General features: G+C 40.9%; 12 protein-coding genes and 1 tRNA gene. 3 read left to right on the top strand and 10 right to left on the bottom strand.

What is annotated here, in order from left to right:
* The first annotated feature begins 21 nt into the window (after positions 1-21).
* Entirely contained in the window at positions 22-1,827 is a 1,806-nt protein-coding gene (gene yidC, locus AS141_RS21975) for a membrane protein insertase YidC (protein ID WP_057939866.1), read from the top strand.
* A 61-nt stretch (positions 1,828-1,888) separates the two neighbouring features.
* Here yidC and AS141_RS21970 read toward each other — a convergent pair whose 3' ends face one another.
* Both AS141_RS21970 and AS141_RS21965 read right to left on the bottom strand, forming a co-directional pair.
* On the bottom strand, positions 1,889-2,134 hold the full coding sequence (locus tag AS141_RS21970; RefSeq protein WP_057939865.1) for a DUF903 domain-containing protein: 246 nt from the start codon (positions 2,132-2,134) through the stop codon (positions 1,889-1,891).
* 128 nt (positions 2,135-2,262) lie between these two features.
* Positions 2,263-2,336, bottom strand: a tRNA-Arg gene (locus AS141_RS21965).
* A 181-nt stretch (positions 2,337-2,517) separates the two neighbouring features.
* On the opposite strand from AS141_RS21965, the gene AS141_RS21960 reads away from it, so the two are divergent.
* Positions 2,518-3,273, top strand: coding sequence for a porin family protein (locus AS141_RS21960; RefSeq protein ID WP_057939864.1), 756 nt, complete (start codon positions 2,518-2,520; stop codon positions 3,271-3,273).
* 46 nt (positions 3,274-3,319) lie between these two features.
* On the opposite strand, the gene AS141_RS21955 is transcribed toward AS141_RS21960, so the two are convergent.
* Together AS141_RS21955 and rpoN are read right to left on the bottom strand one after the other, a co-directional pair.
* Positions 3,320-3,823, bottom strand: a complete 504-nt coding sequence (locus tag AS141_RS21955; protein WP_232424987.1) for a PA-phosphatase — start codon at positions 3,821-3,823, stop codon at positions 3,320-3,322.
* A gap of 116 nt (positions 3,824-3,939) precedes the next feature.
* Complete coding sequence (rpoN, locus tag AS141_RS21950) at positions 3,940-5,394, bottom strand: RNA polymerase factor sigma-54 (RefSeq protein WP_057939862.1); 1,455 nt, start codon at positions 5,392-5,394, stop codon at positions 3,940-3,942.
* Between the two features lie 175 nt (positions 5,395-5,569).
* Here rpoN and asnS point away from each other — a divergent pair, with 175 nt between their 5' ends.
* The gene (asnS, locus tag AS141_RS21945) at positions 5,570-7,021 is read left to right on the top strand and encodes an asparagine--tRNA ligase (RefSeq protein WP_057939861.1); all 1,452 of its coding nucleotides are present in this window, start codon (positions 5,570-5,572) and stop codon (positions 7,019-7,021) included.
* A 36-nt stretch (positions 7,022-7,057) separates the two neighbouring features.
* On the opposite strand, the gene AS141_RS21940 is transcribed toward asnS, so the two are convergent.
* From AS141_RS21940 to AS141_RS21915, 6 genes are all read right to left on the bottom strand, one after another.
* A complete protein-coding gene (locus AS141_RS21940; RefSeq protein ID WP_057939860.1) occupies positions 7,058-8,245 on the bottom strand; it encodes an MFS transporter in 1,188 nt (395 codons plus the stop codon).
* A gap of 62 nt (positions 8,246-8,307) precedes the next feature.
* Positions 8,308-9,780 carry an NAD(P)H-hydrate dehydratase gene (locus AS141_RS21935; protein WP_082632390.1) on the bottom strand — a complete coding sequence of 491 codons (1,473 nt, stop codon included), beginning with the start codon at positions 9,778-9,780 and terminating at the stop codon, positions 8,308-8,310.
* A gap of 332 nt (positions 9,781-10,112) precedes the next feature.
* Complete coding sequence (locus AS141_RS21930; protein ID WP_057939858.1) at positions 10,113-11,354, bottom strand: TolC family protein; 1,242 nt, start codon at positions 11,352-11,354, stop codon at positions 10,113-10,115.
* Position 11,355: 1 nt separating this feature from the next.
* The gene (locus AS141_RS21925) at positions 11,356-12,360 is read right to left on the bottom strand and encodes an HlyD family secretion protein (protein WP_057939857.1); all 1,005 of its coding nucleotides are present in this window, start codon (positions 12,358-12,360) and stop codon (positions 11,356-11,358) included.
* A 2-nt stretch (positions 12,361-12,362) separates the two neighbouring features.
* Positions 12,363-13,055: a DUF4956 domain-containing protein gene (locus AS141_RS21920; RefSeq protein WP_057939856.1), complete on the bottom strand. Its 693-nt coding sequence runs from the start codon at positions 13,053-13,055 to the stop codon at positions 12,363-12,365.
* A gap of 44 nt (positions 13,056-13,099) precedes the next feature.
* On the bottom strand, positions 13,100-16,510 hold the full coding sequence (locus AS141_RS21915) for a CotH kinase family protein (protein ID WP_082632386.1): 3,411 nt from the start codon (positions 16,508-16,510) through the stop codon (positions 13,100-13,102).
* Positions 16,511-16,806 lie beyond the last annotated feature (296 nt).

The following is a 16,806-nucleotide window of genomic DNA, read 5'->3' as shown; positions in this document are numbered from 1 at the left end:
CCGGATTTACGATTAATATTTATGGACAGAAATCAAGCAACAGGTTTGATTCTTTTTGCAGCGGTCATCCTGGTTTACTCTTTTTTCTTTGCGAGTAGCCCTGAGATACCTGAAGCGGAAACAGCAACTCCCACTCAAACAGAATCAATCAAGTCTAGTGCAGAAGGCCAGCCGGCAGCTACGCAAACCGCTGTAAACGACAGTACATTAGATGCTACAAGAATTGCAAAATATGGTGCTTTGGCGAGCATGACTGTAGGAGAGGAAGAAACACTTACTCTTGAAAATGATTTGGTACAGCTTAAAATATCATCCAAGGGTGCCCAGGTCAAAAAGGTGGTTTTAAAAGAGTATAAGAGCTGGAATATGGAGCCATTGGAGCTTTTCAATGAAGAAAGCTCTAAAATGGACTTCATCATAGAAAGCAAAAATGGACCATTGGACCTTAACGATCTTTATTTCACTTCATCATTGGAAGAAAGCCAAAATGAAGAAGGCATAAATATTCAAACCCTTACTCTCAGGTCGGGGACAGAAAACGGACAGATTATCCAGTCTTTCACTTTAGCCGACGGTAGCTATCAAATAACCAAATCATTTGAAATAGACCGTTTCGAAGGTACATTTACCGGAAACGTGCTAGCACTCACGTGGGAAGACCATCTGATCGCCCAAGAAAAGAACCTGGCAGAGTCCAGACGGCAAACTAAGTTGAATTATTATACGTCTTCGGGATCCTTTGATAATCTGGGAGCCGGAAATGACTTAGAGCAAGAGATAATTTCAGAGCCCGTGAAGTGGGTTAGTTTTAGCCAGCGATTCTTCAGTGCAGCGATGATTGCGGATACTGATTTCCAAAATGTAACAATCTCCCAAAGCACACCAGAAGCAGACAGTGCTATTGTTCGCACCATGGTAACAAGCTTATCAATTCCTCTTCAGGATGGCAAAGCTGGATTTACCTATTATTTCGGCCCTGATCAGTACAATACCCTAAAGAAGGTAACAGAGGGATTTGAAGACAATGTGGACATGGGTTATTTCTTTGTCAGCTGGGTCAATAAATACATCATCGTAAATCTCTTCGCCTTCCTGGAGAAGTTTTTCACCAATTACGGTGTCATCATAATTATCATCGTATTTCTGATCAAACTCGCACTCTTTCCACTGACCTATAAGTCATATATCGGAATGGCAAAAATGCGGGTCATTAAGCCAGAAATCGATGAACTGAAGGAGAAATATGGCGACGATGCCACTAAGATGCAACAGGAGCAAATGAAGCTTTTCTCCAAATTGGGCGTAAGTCCTATCTCCGGTTGTTTGCCAATGGTACTGCAGATGCCATTCTTGTTTGCGATGTTCTTTTTCTTCCCCAATGCAATCGAACTCCGCCAGGAATCCTTCCTATGGGCAACTGACCTTTCCACATACGATACGTTTTTCAATCTACCATTTACGATACCATTTTATGGATCGCATGTGAGTTTATTTACCTTGCTGATGACAGTATCCCAGATCATCTATACTCACTTTAATAATCAGTTGACTACTGCAACCGGCCCGATGAAAAACCTGGGCTACATCATGCCTGTTATGTTTATGTTTATTCTAAATTCTTATCCAGCTGGTCTGAGTTTTTACTATTTCGTATCAAACATGGTTACTTTCGGTCAGCAGGCTTTGATCAAACTATTTGTAGACGATGACAAAATCCGGGCAAAAGTGGAAGAGAGCAAAGCGAAGAATGTAAACAAAAAGAAATCGAAATTTCAGCAAAAATTGGAAGATGCGATGAAAGCCGCTGACAACACACGGAAAAAATAAGCAGGATAGAGCCCATTACGGGCTCTTTTTTTTGTCCTAGTTCAATAGAAGTCCTAAAGAGTTATTCACAGCTGTAACTGGTATAATCATCCCGGAAAAGCGACCAGATCTTCCCCTCTTCATCCCGATAAGTAATCGCCCCAGTCCGTTTGCTGATTTCAATATTCCCTTCGCTCACCACAGGAGTGCCATCTGTAAGAAGTATAGTGCACGGGCCATCCATTTCCTGAATATCCACTAGTTTGGTATCCTCAAAAAGGCTACAGCCGGAAAACAACAGGAACAAAAGGGGAAGATGTTTTTTCATTTTAAGGCAAGGGAAATTGGATGATTTGCCTAAAATGAGGAAAAAATATTTCTTAAAGAAAACAGAGCCAAAAGAAAACCATAGCTAAAAGCAAAAAGCTCCACAGGAATCTATGAAGCTTTTTTTAGTGACCTCGTCAGGATTCAAACCTGAAACCTCCTGAGCCGTAATCAGGTGCTCTATTCAGTTGAGCTACGAAGCCGAATTGGAATGCAAAGGTATCTAAAATTAGATTTTATCCAAGTAGTAACCGACAAGAAATTTATAATTTTCTTTACAGCATCACGTTTATCCTTAAGAATAATTAAGATCAATAAAGGCGTAAATCCTTCAGGATTTCCTATTTTTGCCCGCATTGAATGCATTCTAAGTAAACCAATTTGATGAAAAAACTATACACCTTCCTACTAGCCTTTGCTTTGATTCAAGGAGCTTTCGCTCAGGACAGTCTGCAAATCGTAAAAAAGTCAAAGACTCCTATCGGAGGAAGACCCAATATACCAAGTGATTTGAAGTTTGAATTTGGCTTTAATCAACTCAACAACAGGTCAGAGGATATGAGCATTAATTTCTTTGCCTCCCGTACATTCAACGTTTACTATCAATATCCTGTTTCCATTTTTGGAGATGCATCAGGGTTTACCATGGATATAGGTATAGGTGTTGGAACGGATAAGTATGCATTCAAGGATGACCAGACATTGTATAACAATCCGGCAATAGGCCCAGAATCCAGCATGTTGAAAGACATTACGGAGGTTTTGGGTGATGATATAAATATCAAAAAGAACGTGGTGGCTGCCAATTATTTTGATATTCCGCTGGATTTCACCTACCACTTCAACAAAACGAACTATTCTCAGGGATTCAAAATAAGTGTCGGTGGTAAAGTCGGGTACTTATATGAATCACATACCAAAATAAAGTATGAGGATACAGATGGTCTCAAAAGAAAAATCAAAGACTCCCAGAATTACGGCTTCGAGAAATTTAGATATGGCTTATCTATCAAAGCCGGCTCTCCTGGATTCTATGCATGGAGCTATTTTGGTTTGAATCAGGTCTTCCAAAAAGGAATGGGACCAAACAGTTCTGAGGCCACTCAGATCAATTTTGGTATTGCTGTAAACGTTTTTTAAAGAAACTTCTTTGAAGAAATTTGAACCGGGTAGCCGCCCGGTTTTTTTATGCCCAAATCCAGCTGAATCCTACAAAGCAGAGGACAAATCCAAACAGCAATCCTACATAAATCTCAAGAGGTTTGTGAGCTTCTAAATACAACCTCACACTGGCGACAAGCCCTGCCAACATCACTGATATCAGCAGAGGATAAAGTGGTTGAAACGTAGTGAATTTAAGACCAAGCACTACCACTGCAGCAATCAATCCACCCATACCTGTCATATGTGCTGACATTTTCCAAAAAAAAGTAATGATCGTCAGCACTACGATCGATAAAGTAATTATGCCCAGTACTTGCCATAATATTGGGTCTAACTGTGACTGCTGATATAATAGATATACAGTAAGAATATAATAAATGCTGGTTACTGTAAAGGGAACTCCTCTATCTTTCAATTCGGCCATATGGATGCTTTTCAGCGTCCCACTTAACTTCAGTCCGAAAATGGTGATCATCGGGATCACCAAGGTGGATAAAGCTATAAGATAAAATAGTCTGCTTTTCAAGGATTCCGGAATGCTGGTTGCCTCGGGCACTATGAATAAAGCCAAGCCAAAGACTAAACTCGGAACAACCAAGGGTTGCAGAACAACTGAAACGACTAAAGAAAACCCTCTTCGCACTATAATTCTTTTCTTAGTCTGGCAACTGGAATTTGCAGTTGTTCACGGTATTTCGCCACAGTTCTTCTAGCGATGTTGTACCCTTTGCTGTTTAGCATTTTGACAAGCTTATCGTCTGAGAGTGGTTTCTTTTTATCCTCAGCATCCACCATACCTTGTAGAATATATTTCACTTCCCGATTACTCACATCCTCTCCACTATCGGTAGCAATACCTTCAGAGAAAAAATATTTCAATGGGTACACGCCAAACTCTGTCTGAATCGCCTTACTGTTGGCTACTCTGGATACGGTGGAAATATCCATATCGATCCTTTCTGCAATATCTTTCAATATCATCGGGCGAAGATTAGTCTCGTCCCCATCTATGAAGAACTCCTTCTGATACTGGAGGATAGCTTCCATAGTTCTCAAAAGTGTGTTCTGCCGCTGCTTTATCGCATCAATAAACCACTTAGCGGCATCCAACTTTTGCTTTACAAAAGTGACTGTTTCCTTAAGCTTCTTATCTTTTTTGTCACTCTTGTCGTATGCATCAAACATCTCAGAGTAAGATCTGGAGATTCTTAGTTCAGGCGCATTCTTGGAATTTAGACTGATTTCAAATTTCCCGGCAATATTTGTAAGTGTGAAATCCGGGATGATGTATTGCGTCCTAACCAGACCATCTGCCACTCCTCCCGGTTTCGGGTTGAGCTTGGTTATCAGATTGACAGCCTCTTTGGTCTCTTCATCTGTAAGATCACAGCGCTTCTGAATCTTCGAGTAATGCTTTTTGGTAAACTCATCAAAACAATCCTGCATGATTTTGAGTGCATTCTGGACAGTAGGGTCATCGGGATGCTCTTTACGCTCAAGCTGGATAATAAGACACTCCTGGAGATTTCTTGAAGCTATTCCTGCCGGATCAAAACTCTGTATCTTTCTCAGGATCTCTTCGAGTTCATCTATATCGGTTTCAATATTTTGGCTGAAGGCCAAATCATTAATGATAGCTTCAAGGTCCCTGCGGATGTAACCATCATTCTCAATGCTTCCAATAAGCTGTTCCCCTATTATCTTTTTTCTCTCATCAAGCCTGAGAAAACTCAACTGGGAAACTAACTGCTCATGTAAGGAAGATTGGCTTGAAATAGGGATTTCACGGTCCTCTTCATCAGCATTATAGTTGCCATCGCCTTGCATTTTGTAACCTCCATATTCATCATCCAGGTAATCATCGATGTTTACATCACGATCATCCTGCGTTGACTCTTCTTCGTAATTATCTTCAAAGTCGTCATCTGCACTTTCTTTTTCTTCCGTTTTGCCTTCTTCCAGCGCGGGATTTATCTCGAGTTCCTCTTCGATTCGAGTGTCTAATTCCGCTGTCGGAACCTGCAGCAATTTGATAAATTGAATTTGCTGAGGGGAAAGTTTCTGCGATAGTGATTGGCTAAGATTTAGCTTTTGCATTCGGTATTGGGTAAAACCTGCTGTTTGGGTTCAAAAAAGGCCTTTTCACCAGAAAAAGCCCTTATGCCAAAGTTATGAAAAACGAGCAATTTTTTGATAAAAAGCTTATTTAATCGTTTTTTTGCATTCCTTTAAATTATTAGCGGCCAAAGGTACCGCATTAACAAATCACCAAATGGCATTTAACAAACGGGTCAAAATCAAGACCATCCTGGATACAAATCCTATTGGAACAGAAGTGACGCTCATGGGTTGGGTTCGAACAAAAAGAGGAAACAAGAATGTTTCTTTCATTGCGCTCAATGACGGATCCATTATTACCAACTACCAAGTGGTGGCAGATCCCAATCTGATTTCGGATGAAACCCTGAAAAAGTGCACCACAGGCGCATGCCTGAAAATAACAGGAAATGTAGTTGAATCCCAAGGTGCGGGACAGAGCTCAGAGTTAAATGCCACGGCCATAGAAGTTCTAGGGGAAGCTGATCCAGAAAAATATCCACTTCAGCCGAAAAAACATTCCATGGAATTCCTGCGGGAAAATGCCCACCTGAGAATGCGTACCAATACGTTCGGGGCTGTCTTTAGAGTTAGGCATGCCTTGGCTTTTGCAGTTCATAAATACTTCAACGACAAAGGTTTTTTCTATATCCAGACCCCTATTATCACCGCTTCAGACGCAGAGGGAGCTGGAGAAACTTTCAAAGTAACCACCCTAGATCTGAAAAATCCTCCTAAAACGGATGAAGGTAGCATTGACTACAAGCAAGATTTCTTTGAAAGAGAAACAAACCTAACGGTTTCGGGTCAATTGGAGGGTGAATTGGCAGCAATGGCACTGGCTGACATCTATACGTTTGGACCAACTTTCCGTGCGGAGAATTCCAATACCACCCGCCACCTTGCAGAATTCTGGATGATCGAGCCTGAGATGGCTTTCTACGATGCGGAAGACAATGCTGACTTGGCGGAGGATTTCCTGAAATATGTGATCGGATATGCGCTTGACAATTGTGCTGAAGATTTGGCTTTTCTAGATTCGAGACTTCAGGATGAAGAAAAATCCAAACCTACTGACCAGAGAAGTGAACTATCCTTGATGGATAAGCTGAGGTTTGTCGTAGATAATGATTTCGTGCGAATCACTTATACAGAGGCAATTGAAATTCTTAGAAACTCCAATCCTAACAAGAAAAAGAAATTTTCTTATCTGATTGATGCATGGGGAGCTGATCTGCAATCAGAGCACGAGCGGTTTTTGGTGGAGAAACACTTCAAAAAACCGGTGATCCTTACAGACTATCCGAAAGACATCAAGTCATTCTATATGCGCCAAAATGATGATGGAAAGACTGTTGCTGCGATGGATATCCTTTTCCCAGGAATCGGTGAAATAGTAGGTGGATCACAGCGTGAAGAGCGTATGGATGTACTTACCAAGCGAATGGTGGAAATGAATATACCGCAAGACGAAATGTGGTGGTACCTGGACACAAGAAGATTTGGAGCTACGCCTCACGCAGGCTTCGGGCTTGGTTTTGAGCGGATGGTGCTCTTCGTTACCGGAATGGGAAACATCAGGGATGTAATAGCCTTCCCACGAACTCCTGGAAACGCAGAATTTTAACTCCTTAAAGCCTGATAGAAATGTCGGGCTTTTTTTTCAACTCACAACCCTTATTCTTTTGGCTAGCGGAATGCAAATGATGCTGCACGCGATAGCAATATATCCTACCACATTGTAATTTGTCAATTCTCCAGCAGCATTTTCACCGATAATTATTCCAGCAAGTAAAGATGCAGCTCCTGTGGCCAGCTGCTGCACAGCTGAGTTAAAACTTAAGAAACTACCTCTGTTTTCCGGCTTTGCCGTACCGGTGACAATTGCTGCGGCTGGAACATATCTCCCGTTAGATGTGACAAAAAACAGAGTAGAAACCATTAACACAAAAGGAATTGGAGTCACTCCTAGGTGGGTAATTATAGCTATTGGAATTAAGTTGAGAAGCATGAAAATGATAAAGATTTTATGTTTCCCGTACTTGTCAGCAAGCTTTCCGACCCACGGTGAGGTAAAAATAGTAAAGGCTCCCCCTGCCATGTAGATGTAGGTGAGCTGAAGTTCTGAAAAACCCACATTTGCCACGGTGTAAGGACTCAGAAAGGGGATTATCATAAACTGGCCAAACATCATCATTACCGAAAGTGTAATGGCCCGCATCTGGTTGGGGTTACTGGTGACCCTACGGATTACCAACAGAGGATTCGGTCTTTCGACGTCATTTTTGAGATGCTCAGTGATATTCGGTATAAACTTGATGATCATCCCCAAGCTTAAGACAGATAAACCTGTAAGTATAAAAAACGGGGTGTGCCAATCCGACAGACTTGCCAGAAATAAGCCCAGAGGAACACCCAAAACTGACGCAACAGAAAAGGCCGCCATCACCAATCCCATAGCTCTTCCTCTTCTGGAATCCGGGATTACATCTCCGATAATGGCCAAAATCAAAGCCGAGGTCAATCCGCCAAAAACACCTGAAATCACTCTAGCGGATAACAGAACTGGATAGTTTGGGGATAACGCACATCCGAGAGTGGCAATCCCAAACCCTACATATACCCAGACCAGAATTTTCTTCCGGTCAAACCGATCCAGTACAAATGCACCAAAAAAGCTGGAAATACCCGCACTGAAGGTGTAGCAAGACACCAAAAAACCAAATTCGCGGGGTGAAATATCAAAAATCCTCATAAGCTGAGGACCTAAGGGCATCAAAATCATGAAGTCAACAATGTGTATGAAATTAATGGCCGCAAGGGTCCAAAGCAGTAATTTCTCTTTGTTCATAATAAAAATGGATATGCGAAGAACCTTAAGAGCTTTTAAAAAGTTTACCTATCAGCAAATATTCAGGAAATATTTAATTGAATATATGTTTCGGGTATGGCATCGATTATATCCCCGGCTATCATAGCTCTCCTTTTTGATTTTGAGGCAATCTCTCCTGCCAATCCATGATGGTATACTCCACATAAGGCTGCATTTTCAGGAGAGTATCCCATCCCCAAATAGGCAGTGATCATACCTGTAAGGACATCTCCAGATCCTCCAGTCGCCATGTACTTAGTTCCCGATGAATTAAAAATCTGTCTTCCGTCTGGCAGGTTAATGACCGTATTTGCTCCCTTTAGGACCAAAATAATTTCATTTTCAATCGCAAATTTCCTAGCCATCTTCAATCTTTCTAGGTGGTCCTCAGCAGAGCCCACCAGTCTTGTGAATTCTCCTATGTGGGGGGTAAGCACGGAGTTCTTTGGCAGCAAAGACAATAGCTCAGGGTTACTGGCCAATAGGTTTAACCCATCAGCATCAACCACTATTGGCTTCTTAAAATCCTGTAAAAACTGCCTAAATAAACGGAGTCGATTTTCTGTCCCCCAACCTGGTCCTATACCCACAGCATCATAAAACTCAGGATTAGGAATCAGTCCCCAAGATGCCATTGCTTCCGGGACAGCCGTTTGGATTATAAACCGCTCGGAGTCCTCCATATGGCAAGTCACTAGTCCAGAACCTGTTCTTAAGGCGCTTTTAGCACAGAGAATAAGTGCTCCCATTTTCCCGGGACTCCCTCCTATGAGAAGCACTTTTCCCATATCCCCTTTATAACTAAAACGAGTGAATATGCGGTGCATTCCACGAATATTAGCTTCCTCTAAGAAAAAGTAAAAAGTATCCAATTGATGATACGCCTTAGGTGAAACACCTATTTTTGTATTAACCAACTCACCCACTATCCGGGAATTATCAGGAAGTAGCAATGCCAACTTTGGAAACTCAAAAGTTACTGTCCAGTTGGCCATGAAACAATTATCCTTATCCCCAACCCCTTCGGAAGCAAGACCAGAAGGTATATCCATACTGATTTTTTCTCCATGAAACTGATTGAGAACTTGGATATTTTGAATCGCTTCTTCTCTCAGCTCACCTTTAATCCCTACTCCCAAATAAGCATCGATTAGAATCGATGCCTGTTCAAACACATCGACATCAAGCTTTAAAACTTGAACTGATTTAGGTAGGAGATTAAAATTTAACAACGCATCTGGACTAAACTTTTCTACCAATCCATAACAGTCGAGAATAGCAACCTGGAATTGCCTCTCCACAAGCATTCTTGCGACAGCCAGTCCATCTCCACCATTGTTCCCAGCTCCAACCGCAATCAGGATTTTCTTATCCTTTCTAAATCCTTGGCCCAAAAACCAGGTAACAAAGCTCTCAGCAGCTGACTCCATTAGCTTTAAACTACTTTCGCCAGTGATCTTTACATGATTGGCATCAAGATCCTTTACTTGCGAGCCTGTTAATATCTTTTGCATAACTGGATTTTTTGAGTAAGGTATTCTTTGTGAATACATACCAAAAATAAGAAACCTAAGCCCACCAAGAAAAATACGAAATGCTAAATCCCCTTTTTTTTATGCTCAGACTGTTAATTGAGAGAAGACAAGAACTATCTTATTGAGAATGCATACCAAATTTCAGGATGCCTTGATAATACTATTGGTAGAAAAACCCCTGGAATGAAAGTTGGGTTGTTCAAAATTATAGTCATTGACCTATTACGGGCGTTTTTCAGTATATCTCAGTCCATAGGTAAGTGAAGACAGTACCCAGGGAGGTTTATCATCTACTTTCCAGATGGGAGTATTCAAAAAACCAAGTCATTTTTACTGCTCAGATAGTTGACAACAGGACTTCTTACAAGCAATCCATTTAAATCAAGAAACTCCAAATAGGAAGAAAAAATCTGTTTTTCCATATCCAGTAAGATCTGTCTTTTTTTGATCATGTTTTCTTTGACCTTAAGCAATACCAAAGGGGAGATTCCTTCTATGGATTGGTATTTTTTTAATGATTCTTCTTCATTGCTCTCCTCCAGGATCGCTGACAGTAGCCGGTGCTTGGCAAAAAGCACCTCAAGAACGGTTAATGTTTCAGAAATATCCTCCTCCAATTCATATTTTATATCATCCAGATTATTCTTTTCTTTGGCGATTTTGATTACACGTTCGTTGAGACTCCCTTTCACCGCTGATCCAATTGGTATTTTGAGCCCTACGCCAAGACTGAAATCTTTTCGGAACCCCTCATTAAAATCATCCCGATAGGAAGCTTCAAGAAATTTAAGGGGTGTTTTCGCCGATGCCTTTTTTTGTTCATACTCTAATTCGGCAAGTTCGACGTCCAAGGTTTGTTGCGCATAATAAAGATTGTCTTCAGAAATCTCTTCCTCAAAGGAATTTACAAATAGAGCAATTCCCTCCACTGATATGATATCCTCCCTGTCTAGCTGTACCTTTTCTTTTACCCCAAGTAATGCGGACACCTCCCTGGAAGATTGCTTCATGTTGTTTTCTAAATCTACAAGGTCAATTTGCAGTTTGTGATAGTCATTCTCTGCGACTAGGAGATCCTGATAATCAAAGTCAAGGTTATTGGCCATCTTTTTTAATATAGTTATGCGATCTTCCAGTAATTCTTTCAACTTCAGCTTTCCCTGTAGAACTTCCTCATTTTTGATCATTGAAATAATTAGCTCGTAGCGGTATTCAAGGGCGTTGTTGAGCTTTTCCCTTCCTTGAAGCCTACCTTCATCCAAACTTCTAGCTTTATACTTGTTGTTCAGCTTCCGCTCTTTAGGAAAGTTAGTATAAGCCCTAAGCCTATATGATTGTTCATTCAAGTCAAAATTGCGGGTTCTTGTCCTAAGTTCTAAGTGATCAATATAGGAAAGACTATAGGTATTTTCATCGATATAGTCAATCTGGTCAGCATGGTAGTTGTAATTTGAATCCTCGATCGCCGTAGCTAAAACAGCAGTAGTGGTAGTTTTGGCTGTATCCTGAGCAGATAAACCAATAAATGGCATCATTATATAAAACAATAACATATTAAAAGATTTTTTTGAGTATAACTTTCTCTCCTAAAAGCAATTGGTTTTGACGGGGAACTCGCACCTGAACTTCTCTTCCCCAGAGTCTCACTTCGATATTTTTCCTTAACCGCTCCGGGTATTCAGTGATGCTGGATCCTACTCCTACTACTTCCCCTTCAAGATTCTTTGATCTATCCGCCAATGATTGGACCTGTACACGATCCTTGATTTGAATCTTCTGATAACTGTCCTCATGTATAAACCCGGTAATATATGCGGGAGTCTGCGAGTTCAATACCAAAATTGGGGTATAGGGAGAAACAATCTCCCCCGTTTTAAAAGCTATCGTACCAATCACCCCATCGGCTTGTGCGTAGACAATGAGTTTCTTCTTTTCCGTCTCCAGCTTTTCAATTTCCTTCTCCAAGTTGCTTATTTGGGTGGAAAAAGGGCTCTTTTGAGAGCCTGATTGAGTCTTAAGTTGTTCGATCCGAAGCTGTAAAGGGCTGATCAAGAGTTCCAGATCTTTTTTTAATGCATCAATATGCATCTTGGTAGGATTGATAGCTGAGTTGCTATCCGCTTCAAATTGGATACTTTTCAACTCATTAGTCAATGACTTGTTGATCGAATACTGCATCTCAATTTGATTTATTTGGGACTCTATCTCTGATCGCTTTGCCTTAATTTCTGCCTCTAGTTGGGAAATCAATGCTTTGGTATCAAATCCTGCAGCTGTTTTTTGACTTCTCAACGTGATCAACTGGTCCGTGATCTCCCTTATTCGCTCATCCAGTTCCGGTCTGACCACTTCAATAAGTGTATCCCCTTGTTGTACGTTCTGCCCGGGCACCACATGGATTTTACTAATCTCAACTAATCCTCCGTAACTGACCACAAAATCACTGTTCTCCGCTATCCCATAAAAGGATTTATTAAAACTTTGGAGGTTGAAATTAAAATAAATTAAAGCCCCAACTATAATCAACCAAAAAAACGCAATGTATTTAGCCTTCTTCATAATCAATTAAAAGTTTCACTTACAGTATCGTATTCCATGCGAATAGAAAATTGTGGATTAACCTCTTTAAGTGCCGCAAAGAGTAAAGTCTCTTCTTCTTGCTTCCTCATTCTTATCTGATAATTGTATTGGTAATTCCGGCCAGCTTCCTTTGCATGATTGGTTCTTACCATTAGCAGATTGTATGTTTTGCACCACTTACGAAGCTCTTCCTCTATAGACACCTTCAAATCCTCCTTACCTTCATAATTAACCCGCAATACACCAATTGGGGGATACTTTTCTCCCAAGAAAGTGGTGTTTAGAATAAAAGCTGTCAGGCAAAAAAACAAAGTTCCCACAACCGCTATTTCAAATCCATATACGCCACAGGAAATCCCAATTGCCAATGATGCGAACAGGAAAATTATATTTCTCGGATTTCTAAAATTTGTCCTAAACCTTATTATTGCCAAGGCTCCTAACATACCCAATCCTATCGCCACACTATCTCCTATCGCCTGGATCACCATAATAGCTACAATTGGGCTAAGAATGAGAGATTGGATGAAAGGGGTGCTATAACCAGCTATTTCAGTAGTTCGATAGTAAGTGAAGGCTACCAATACTGCAAGGCTAAATGCAAACATCACAGAATAAAGCACCGAAAAAAATGGGGGAAATTCTGCTGAGGTCTGTAAGCTAAAATAATCCATGTATTTAAGGAAATGTTAACAGGTTTTTATATAGAAAATAATGACTATAACTTGATAAACTTTTTGACTTCCGTACCATTGGCACTCACTACCCTGACGATATAGACTCCAGCGGGAAGATCCGCTGTGAAAACTTGAACTTGATAGGTGAGTGGTTTATCAAAAGTCTTTAGAATTGTCCCATTTGTATTAATTATATCAATTTGCCAAATTTCACTCTGCGCCCCATCCCTGAACTGCAATACTAAATTGTTATCAGTGGGATTGGGAAACACTTTTTCTAAGTATTGAACTTTATTCTCCTCATCAATATCGAACATTCCACCTGCTAAGGGGTGACCATCAATACTGATGTTGTTAAATCTGGCATTCCCAGAATCTTCGTAGACCGTTGGGCCGTCAAACTTAAACCGTACTTTAAAATCCTGGTTGTCATCGGCATTCCTAACCTGACTGAAGTCTATGGAAACCAAGGAAAATGTTTCCTCAAGCAGTATTTCATTCAATTCAAGACCTTCATCGCTCCACTCTTCCCCGTCTACTGAGTATTGTACTAACACTTTACCTGGCCCATTTCCAGTTCTCGACAGCGCTAGGGACATGCTTATTTTTTCATATCCTACTGTCGGTACATCAAAAACCAAATATGCTTCTTTATCACCGGTGGACAGCGGATTTCGTGTTCTAATACCACGCATTTGATCAGCTGAATAGGCTCTTTTCTCATTTCCTTTATCACGATAATTGATCGGAGTGGGATCATTTACTCTGTCCATAATTCCCGCCGTTCCGGCAGCTGGCGGATAAGGGGAGATAGCTGCCTGAAAATATAAATGAGCATTGGTCCTGTTACTGCTATAGGTCGCATTTAGCTGTATCAGTGGAACATCATTTTCAACATTGTCATCTCCAAAATACCAAAAGTGTATCAATTGCTGAGCAGGTGCTTTCAAGGATGTGAATACAGCCTCTACTCTAGTATTCTCCTCCATAGTCAGAGACATGATGGAATCTTCACTATATTTTTTCCCTCCCACCATCCAATGATCAAATATATGCCCCTCTTTTGCCTTAGCCTCAAGCGTTATCGGTACATTCTTGAAGTAGGTGCCTTTCCAGGGATAAGCGATCTCATTCACCCCGGGAGTATCCGGCGTGATATCCAGTGTATTGCACTTTATGTAGCCCTGATTGTCATTATAAACTATCAAAGTCAACTCAACATCTCTCTCAATGTTAAAATGCTTTCGAATATGTTCCCTCTGGAAGTATGGACGCTTCCTAAAAAAGTCCGTCATTTCATCTTTGCGCTGTAAAGTAGTACCCTGATGATTCCATCTTCTATAATGCTCATCGAGATGTGGCTCCAAAAGATTGTATCTTTCCTTTAAGATATTTTCCACCCGGTTAGGTTTGAAGGTACTATTGATATGATCTGCAAACCGGTTGATAAAAAGATTTTTGAAATTCTCATTGGTGAGCAGGCTCCTTAACAAGGCTGTCTTGCGGGGATCCCCGGCTATATAAGATTCTCCACCTCCTTCAGGATGAATAAAATTATTCAGAAAATCAAAGGAAACCGGGACAGAACTTGTCCGGGCACCGACATCAAAATCCCAAATCATAAATCGCCACTTACCATCCTGATAGGGAGCATCCCCCGTTTCCCTGGCCCGCCAATACCTAAAATGCTTGCTTCCATACCAATCTACATTGTTTAGGTATATCAACATGGCCTGATAATCGATGTAGCTCAACATATCGATTTTTCCCTCAAGATATTGGAAGTTTTGTTCGTCTTGGAGATCATTGTTTACTGCAAACTGGTACAGCTCTCTGTAATACCTAATATCTTCTGGCCTTCCTTCATCGATTTGCTCTTCACTTCCCTCCCCCCACGGAGCATTCAGAATGATCACATTGTCCTTGTCCAGCTTATACTGCCGCGCGATGTGATGGTCATCATACTTATCTCTGATGTTTATCAATCCCCAAAATTCCCCATTGATTAATAGTACTGCCGGGAGACTATGCTGCAGTTCCACCTGCGCGGGCTCCATGATTTGATGGTTGACTGCATCGGAATAAATATCCATGTAATCCCCACCTGCTCTTAAAAGTACCCGTTTATACGAATCTTTTATCTTTCCAAAGGCGTCCATTGCATTCGGGAAAATAGGGTAGTTGATTTCATCTTTGGTATCATAGATATCTCTGCCGTACAATCGAAGTCCCTTAGCAGCTCTTTCTACAGATCCTCCCCCGTGAATTCTTGTTCCGAAATTTTGAGAAATCACTTTTTCTCCATTCTCCAGATAAAATTCAGCATGAACTGGCCGCTCCCAATTTTCACTACTATGGTAGAAATTACCATAATAAACGTAGTTCTGCGGAGTTCCTCCATTATCAAAATAAGGTTTCCCCTGCACATAGATCCCCTTTTCATATCCAAATAGATCTTCAGCAGAACCCGCCAAAGACACCACAGGCAAGCTATACCGTTCGTTAAGCCTCCTATCAATCAAAAAGCTGCCGGTGGTGACCGGGCTCATTTTCCCATTGTTGTAGGTTGCAGCGCGTACCACATTCCCCTTAAAAACTCTTTCTTTTGGTCTCTTCCATCCCAACCCAAAGGATGTTTGATAAGTGGTGATTATCTCTGATAGGTCATTCTCTTCCTCGGTTTTGTCCGAAAGTGGTATCTGTTCACTATAAATATACGTTTTGTTTTTTCTGGTAATATTCTCACTTGTCTCCCATTCTCCAAAGTGAAAATAATTGACCAGGAACTCAGCGGCTTTCTCTTCAACATTTTCAATGTTAGGAACTGAGCCATCGAGTGTATATAGGATCATTACCGATTCACCTGGTGCGCTTAGCTCTAGGGATATTGGCTCTCTGTACCACCCAGGTTTATGGGAAAAAGTAGGAGCTCCCAAAAGGTCAACTTGTCCAGCTTCTTTGTTTTCTTCTCCGGGAGTGGTGGATTCCATAAAATACCATGTTCCGGTACCATTGGGAAACCTACCATAGGAATTGTTGGTTGGTATAGCCGGAATCTCCAGCCTATCTAGCTCCTTTTGTTCGGAAGAGTATATCAAAAGGGTTTCGCCACCTGTCGCTTTGATACTGAAATTGGTGTGAAGAGGACTGGAGGCTATCTTTCTATCCTTACCCGATGCCCATACCAACAAGGAGCTTTTTCCCGGTAAAGTAATAGCTGGGAATTTCCATTTTCCCGGATCGGACTCGTCATCTGTTAACATAAAGCCCTTCAGATCTACGGGAGATTCTCCAATATTTAACAATTCAATCCAGTCGCCGTCATCCCCATCTTCATCAAAGACTGCCGCATCATTTGAAGACATTATTTCATTCAATCGTATGTCTTGAGCCCTTACCCAAAAACTGCATAAGAACAAAAAAATAGTACCAAATAATAAAGTTTTCCGCATTAAAATTTAATAAATAGTCCTTAAAACCAAGATATTAAAAACATATTTTAAGATCAACCCGCATCTCCGGCAATCCGTTAAAACAAACACTTAGGCTAGCTCCCTGTTATAATAATTCTTGAAAAAACATATCTTCACTAACTTCGAAATCCGCTGTATTTTAGTGTAACCCCCAATTTTTATTGGTTTTTCTCCGATTGTCAACTTTCATTATACAATAAAACCGAATGCCTAGGAGGGATAATTACACTTGCTATTTTTGCCTATAAACATAACTATAAAGTTAAATAATTTTT

Source organism: Algoriphagus resistens, assembly GCF_001442615.1.
In the GTDB taxonomy this organism is placed as follows: domain Bacteria; phylum Bacteroidota; class Bacteroidia; order Cytophagales; family Cyclobacteriaceae; genus Algoriphagus; species Algoriphagus resistens.
Note: the sequence above shows the minus strand (reverse complement) of the source record. Positions and strands in the feature narration are given on the sequence as shown.

Excerpts from the sequence above, each read along its gene's own strand:
- yidC (WP_057939866.1), top strand. The coding sequence starts at position 22 with ATGGACAGAAATCAAGCAACAGGTTTGATTCTTTTTGCAGCGGTCATC.
- AS141_RS21920 (WP_057939856.1), bottom strand. The coding sequence starts at position 13,055 with ATGGATTATTTTAGCTTACAGACCTCAGCAGAATTTCCCCCATTTTTT.
- AS141_RS21935 (WP_082632390.1), bottom strand. The coding sequence starts at position 9,780 with ATGCAAAAGATATTAACAGGCTCGCAAGTAAAGGATCTTGATGCCAAT.
- AS141_RS21925 (WP_057939857.1), bottom strand. The coding sequence starts at position 12,360 with ATGAAGAAGGCTAAATACATTGCGTTTTTTTGGTTGATTATAGTTGGG.
- AS141_RS21915 (WP_082632386.1), bottom strand. The coding sequence starts at position 16,510 with ATGCGGAAAACTTTATTATTTGGTACTATTTTTTTGTTCTTATGCAGT.
- AS141_RS21940 (WP_057939860.1), bottom strand. The coding sequence starts at position 8,245 with ATGAACAAAGAGAAATTACTGCTTTGGACCCTTGCGGCCATTAATTTC.
- AS141_RS21970 (WP_057939865.1), bottom strand. The coding sequence starts at position 2,134 with ATGAAAAAACATCTTCCCCTTTTGTTCCTGTTGTTTTCCGGCTGTAGC.
- asnS (WP_057939861.1), top strand. The coding sequence starts at position 5,570 with ATGGCATTTAACAAACGGGTCAAAATCAAGACCATCCTGGATACAAAT.
- AS141_RS21930 (WP_057939858.1), bottom strand. The coding sequence starts at position 11,354 with ATGTTATTGTTTTATATAATGATGCCATTTATTGGTTTATCTGCTCAG.
- AS141_RS21960 (WP_057939864.1), top strand. The coding sequence starts at position 2,518 with ATGAAAAAACTATACACCTTCCTACTAGCCTTTGCTTTGATTCAAGGA.
- rpoN (WP_057939862.1), bottom strand. The coding sequence starts at position 5,394 with ATGCAAAAGCTAAATCTTAGCCAATCACTATCGCAGAAACTTTCCCCT.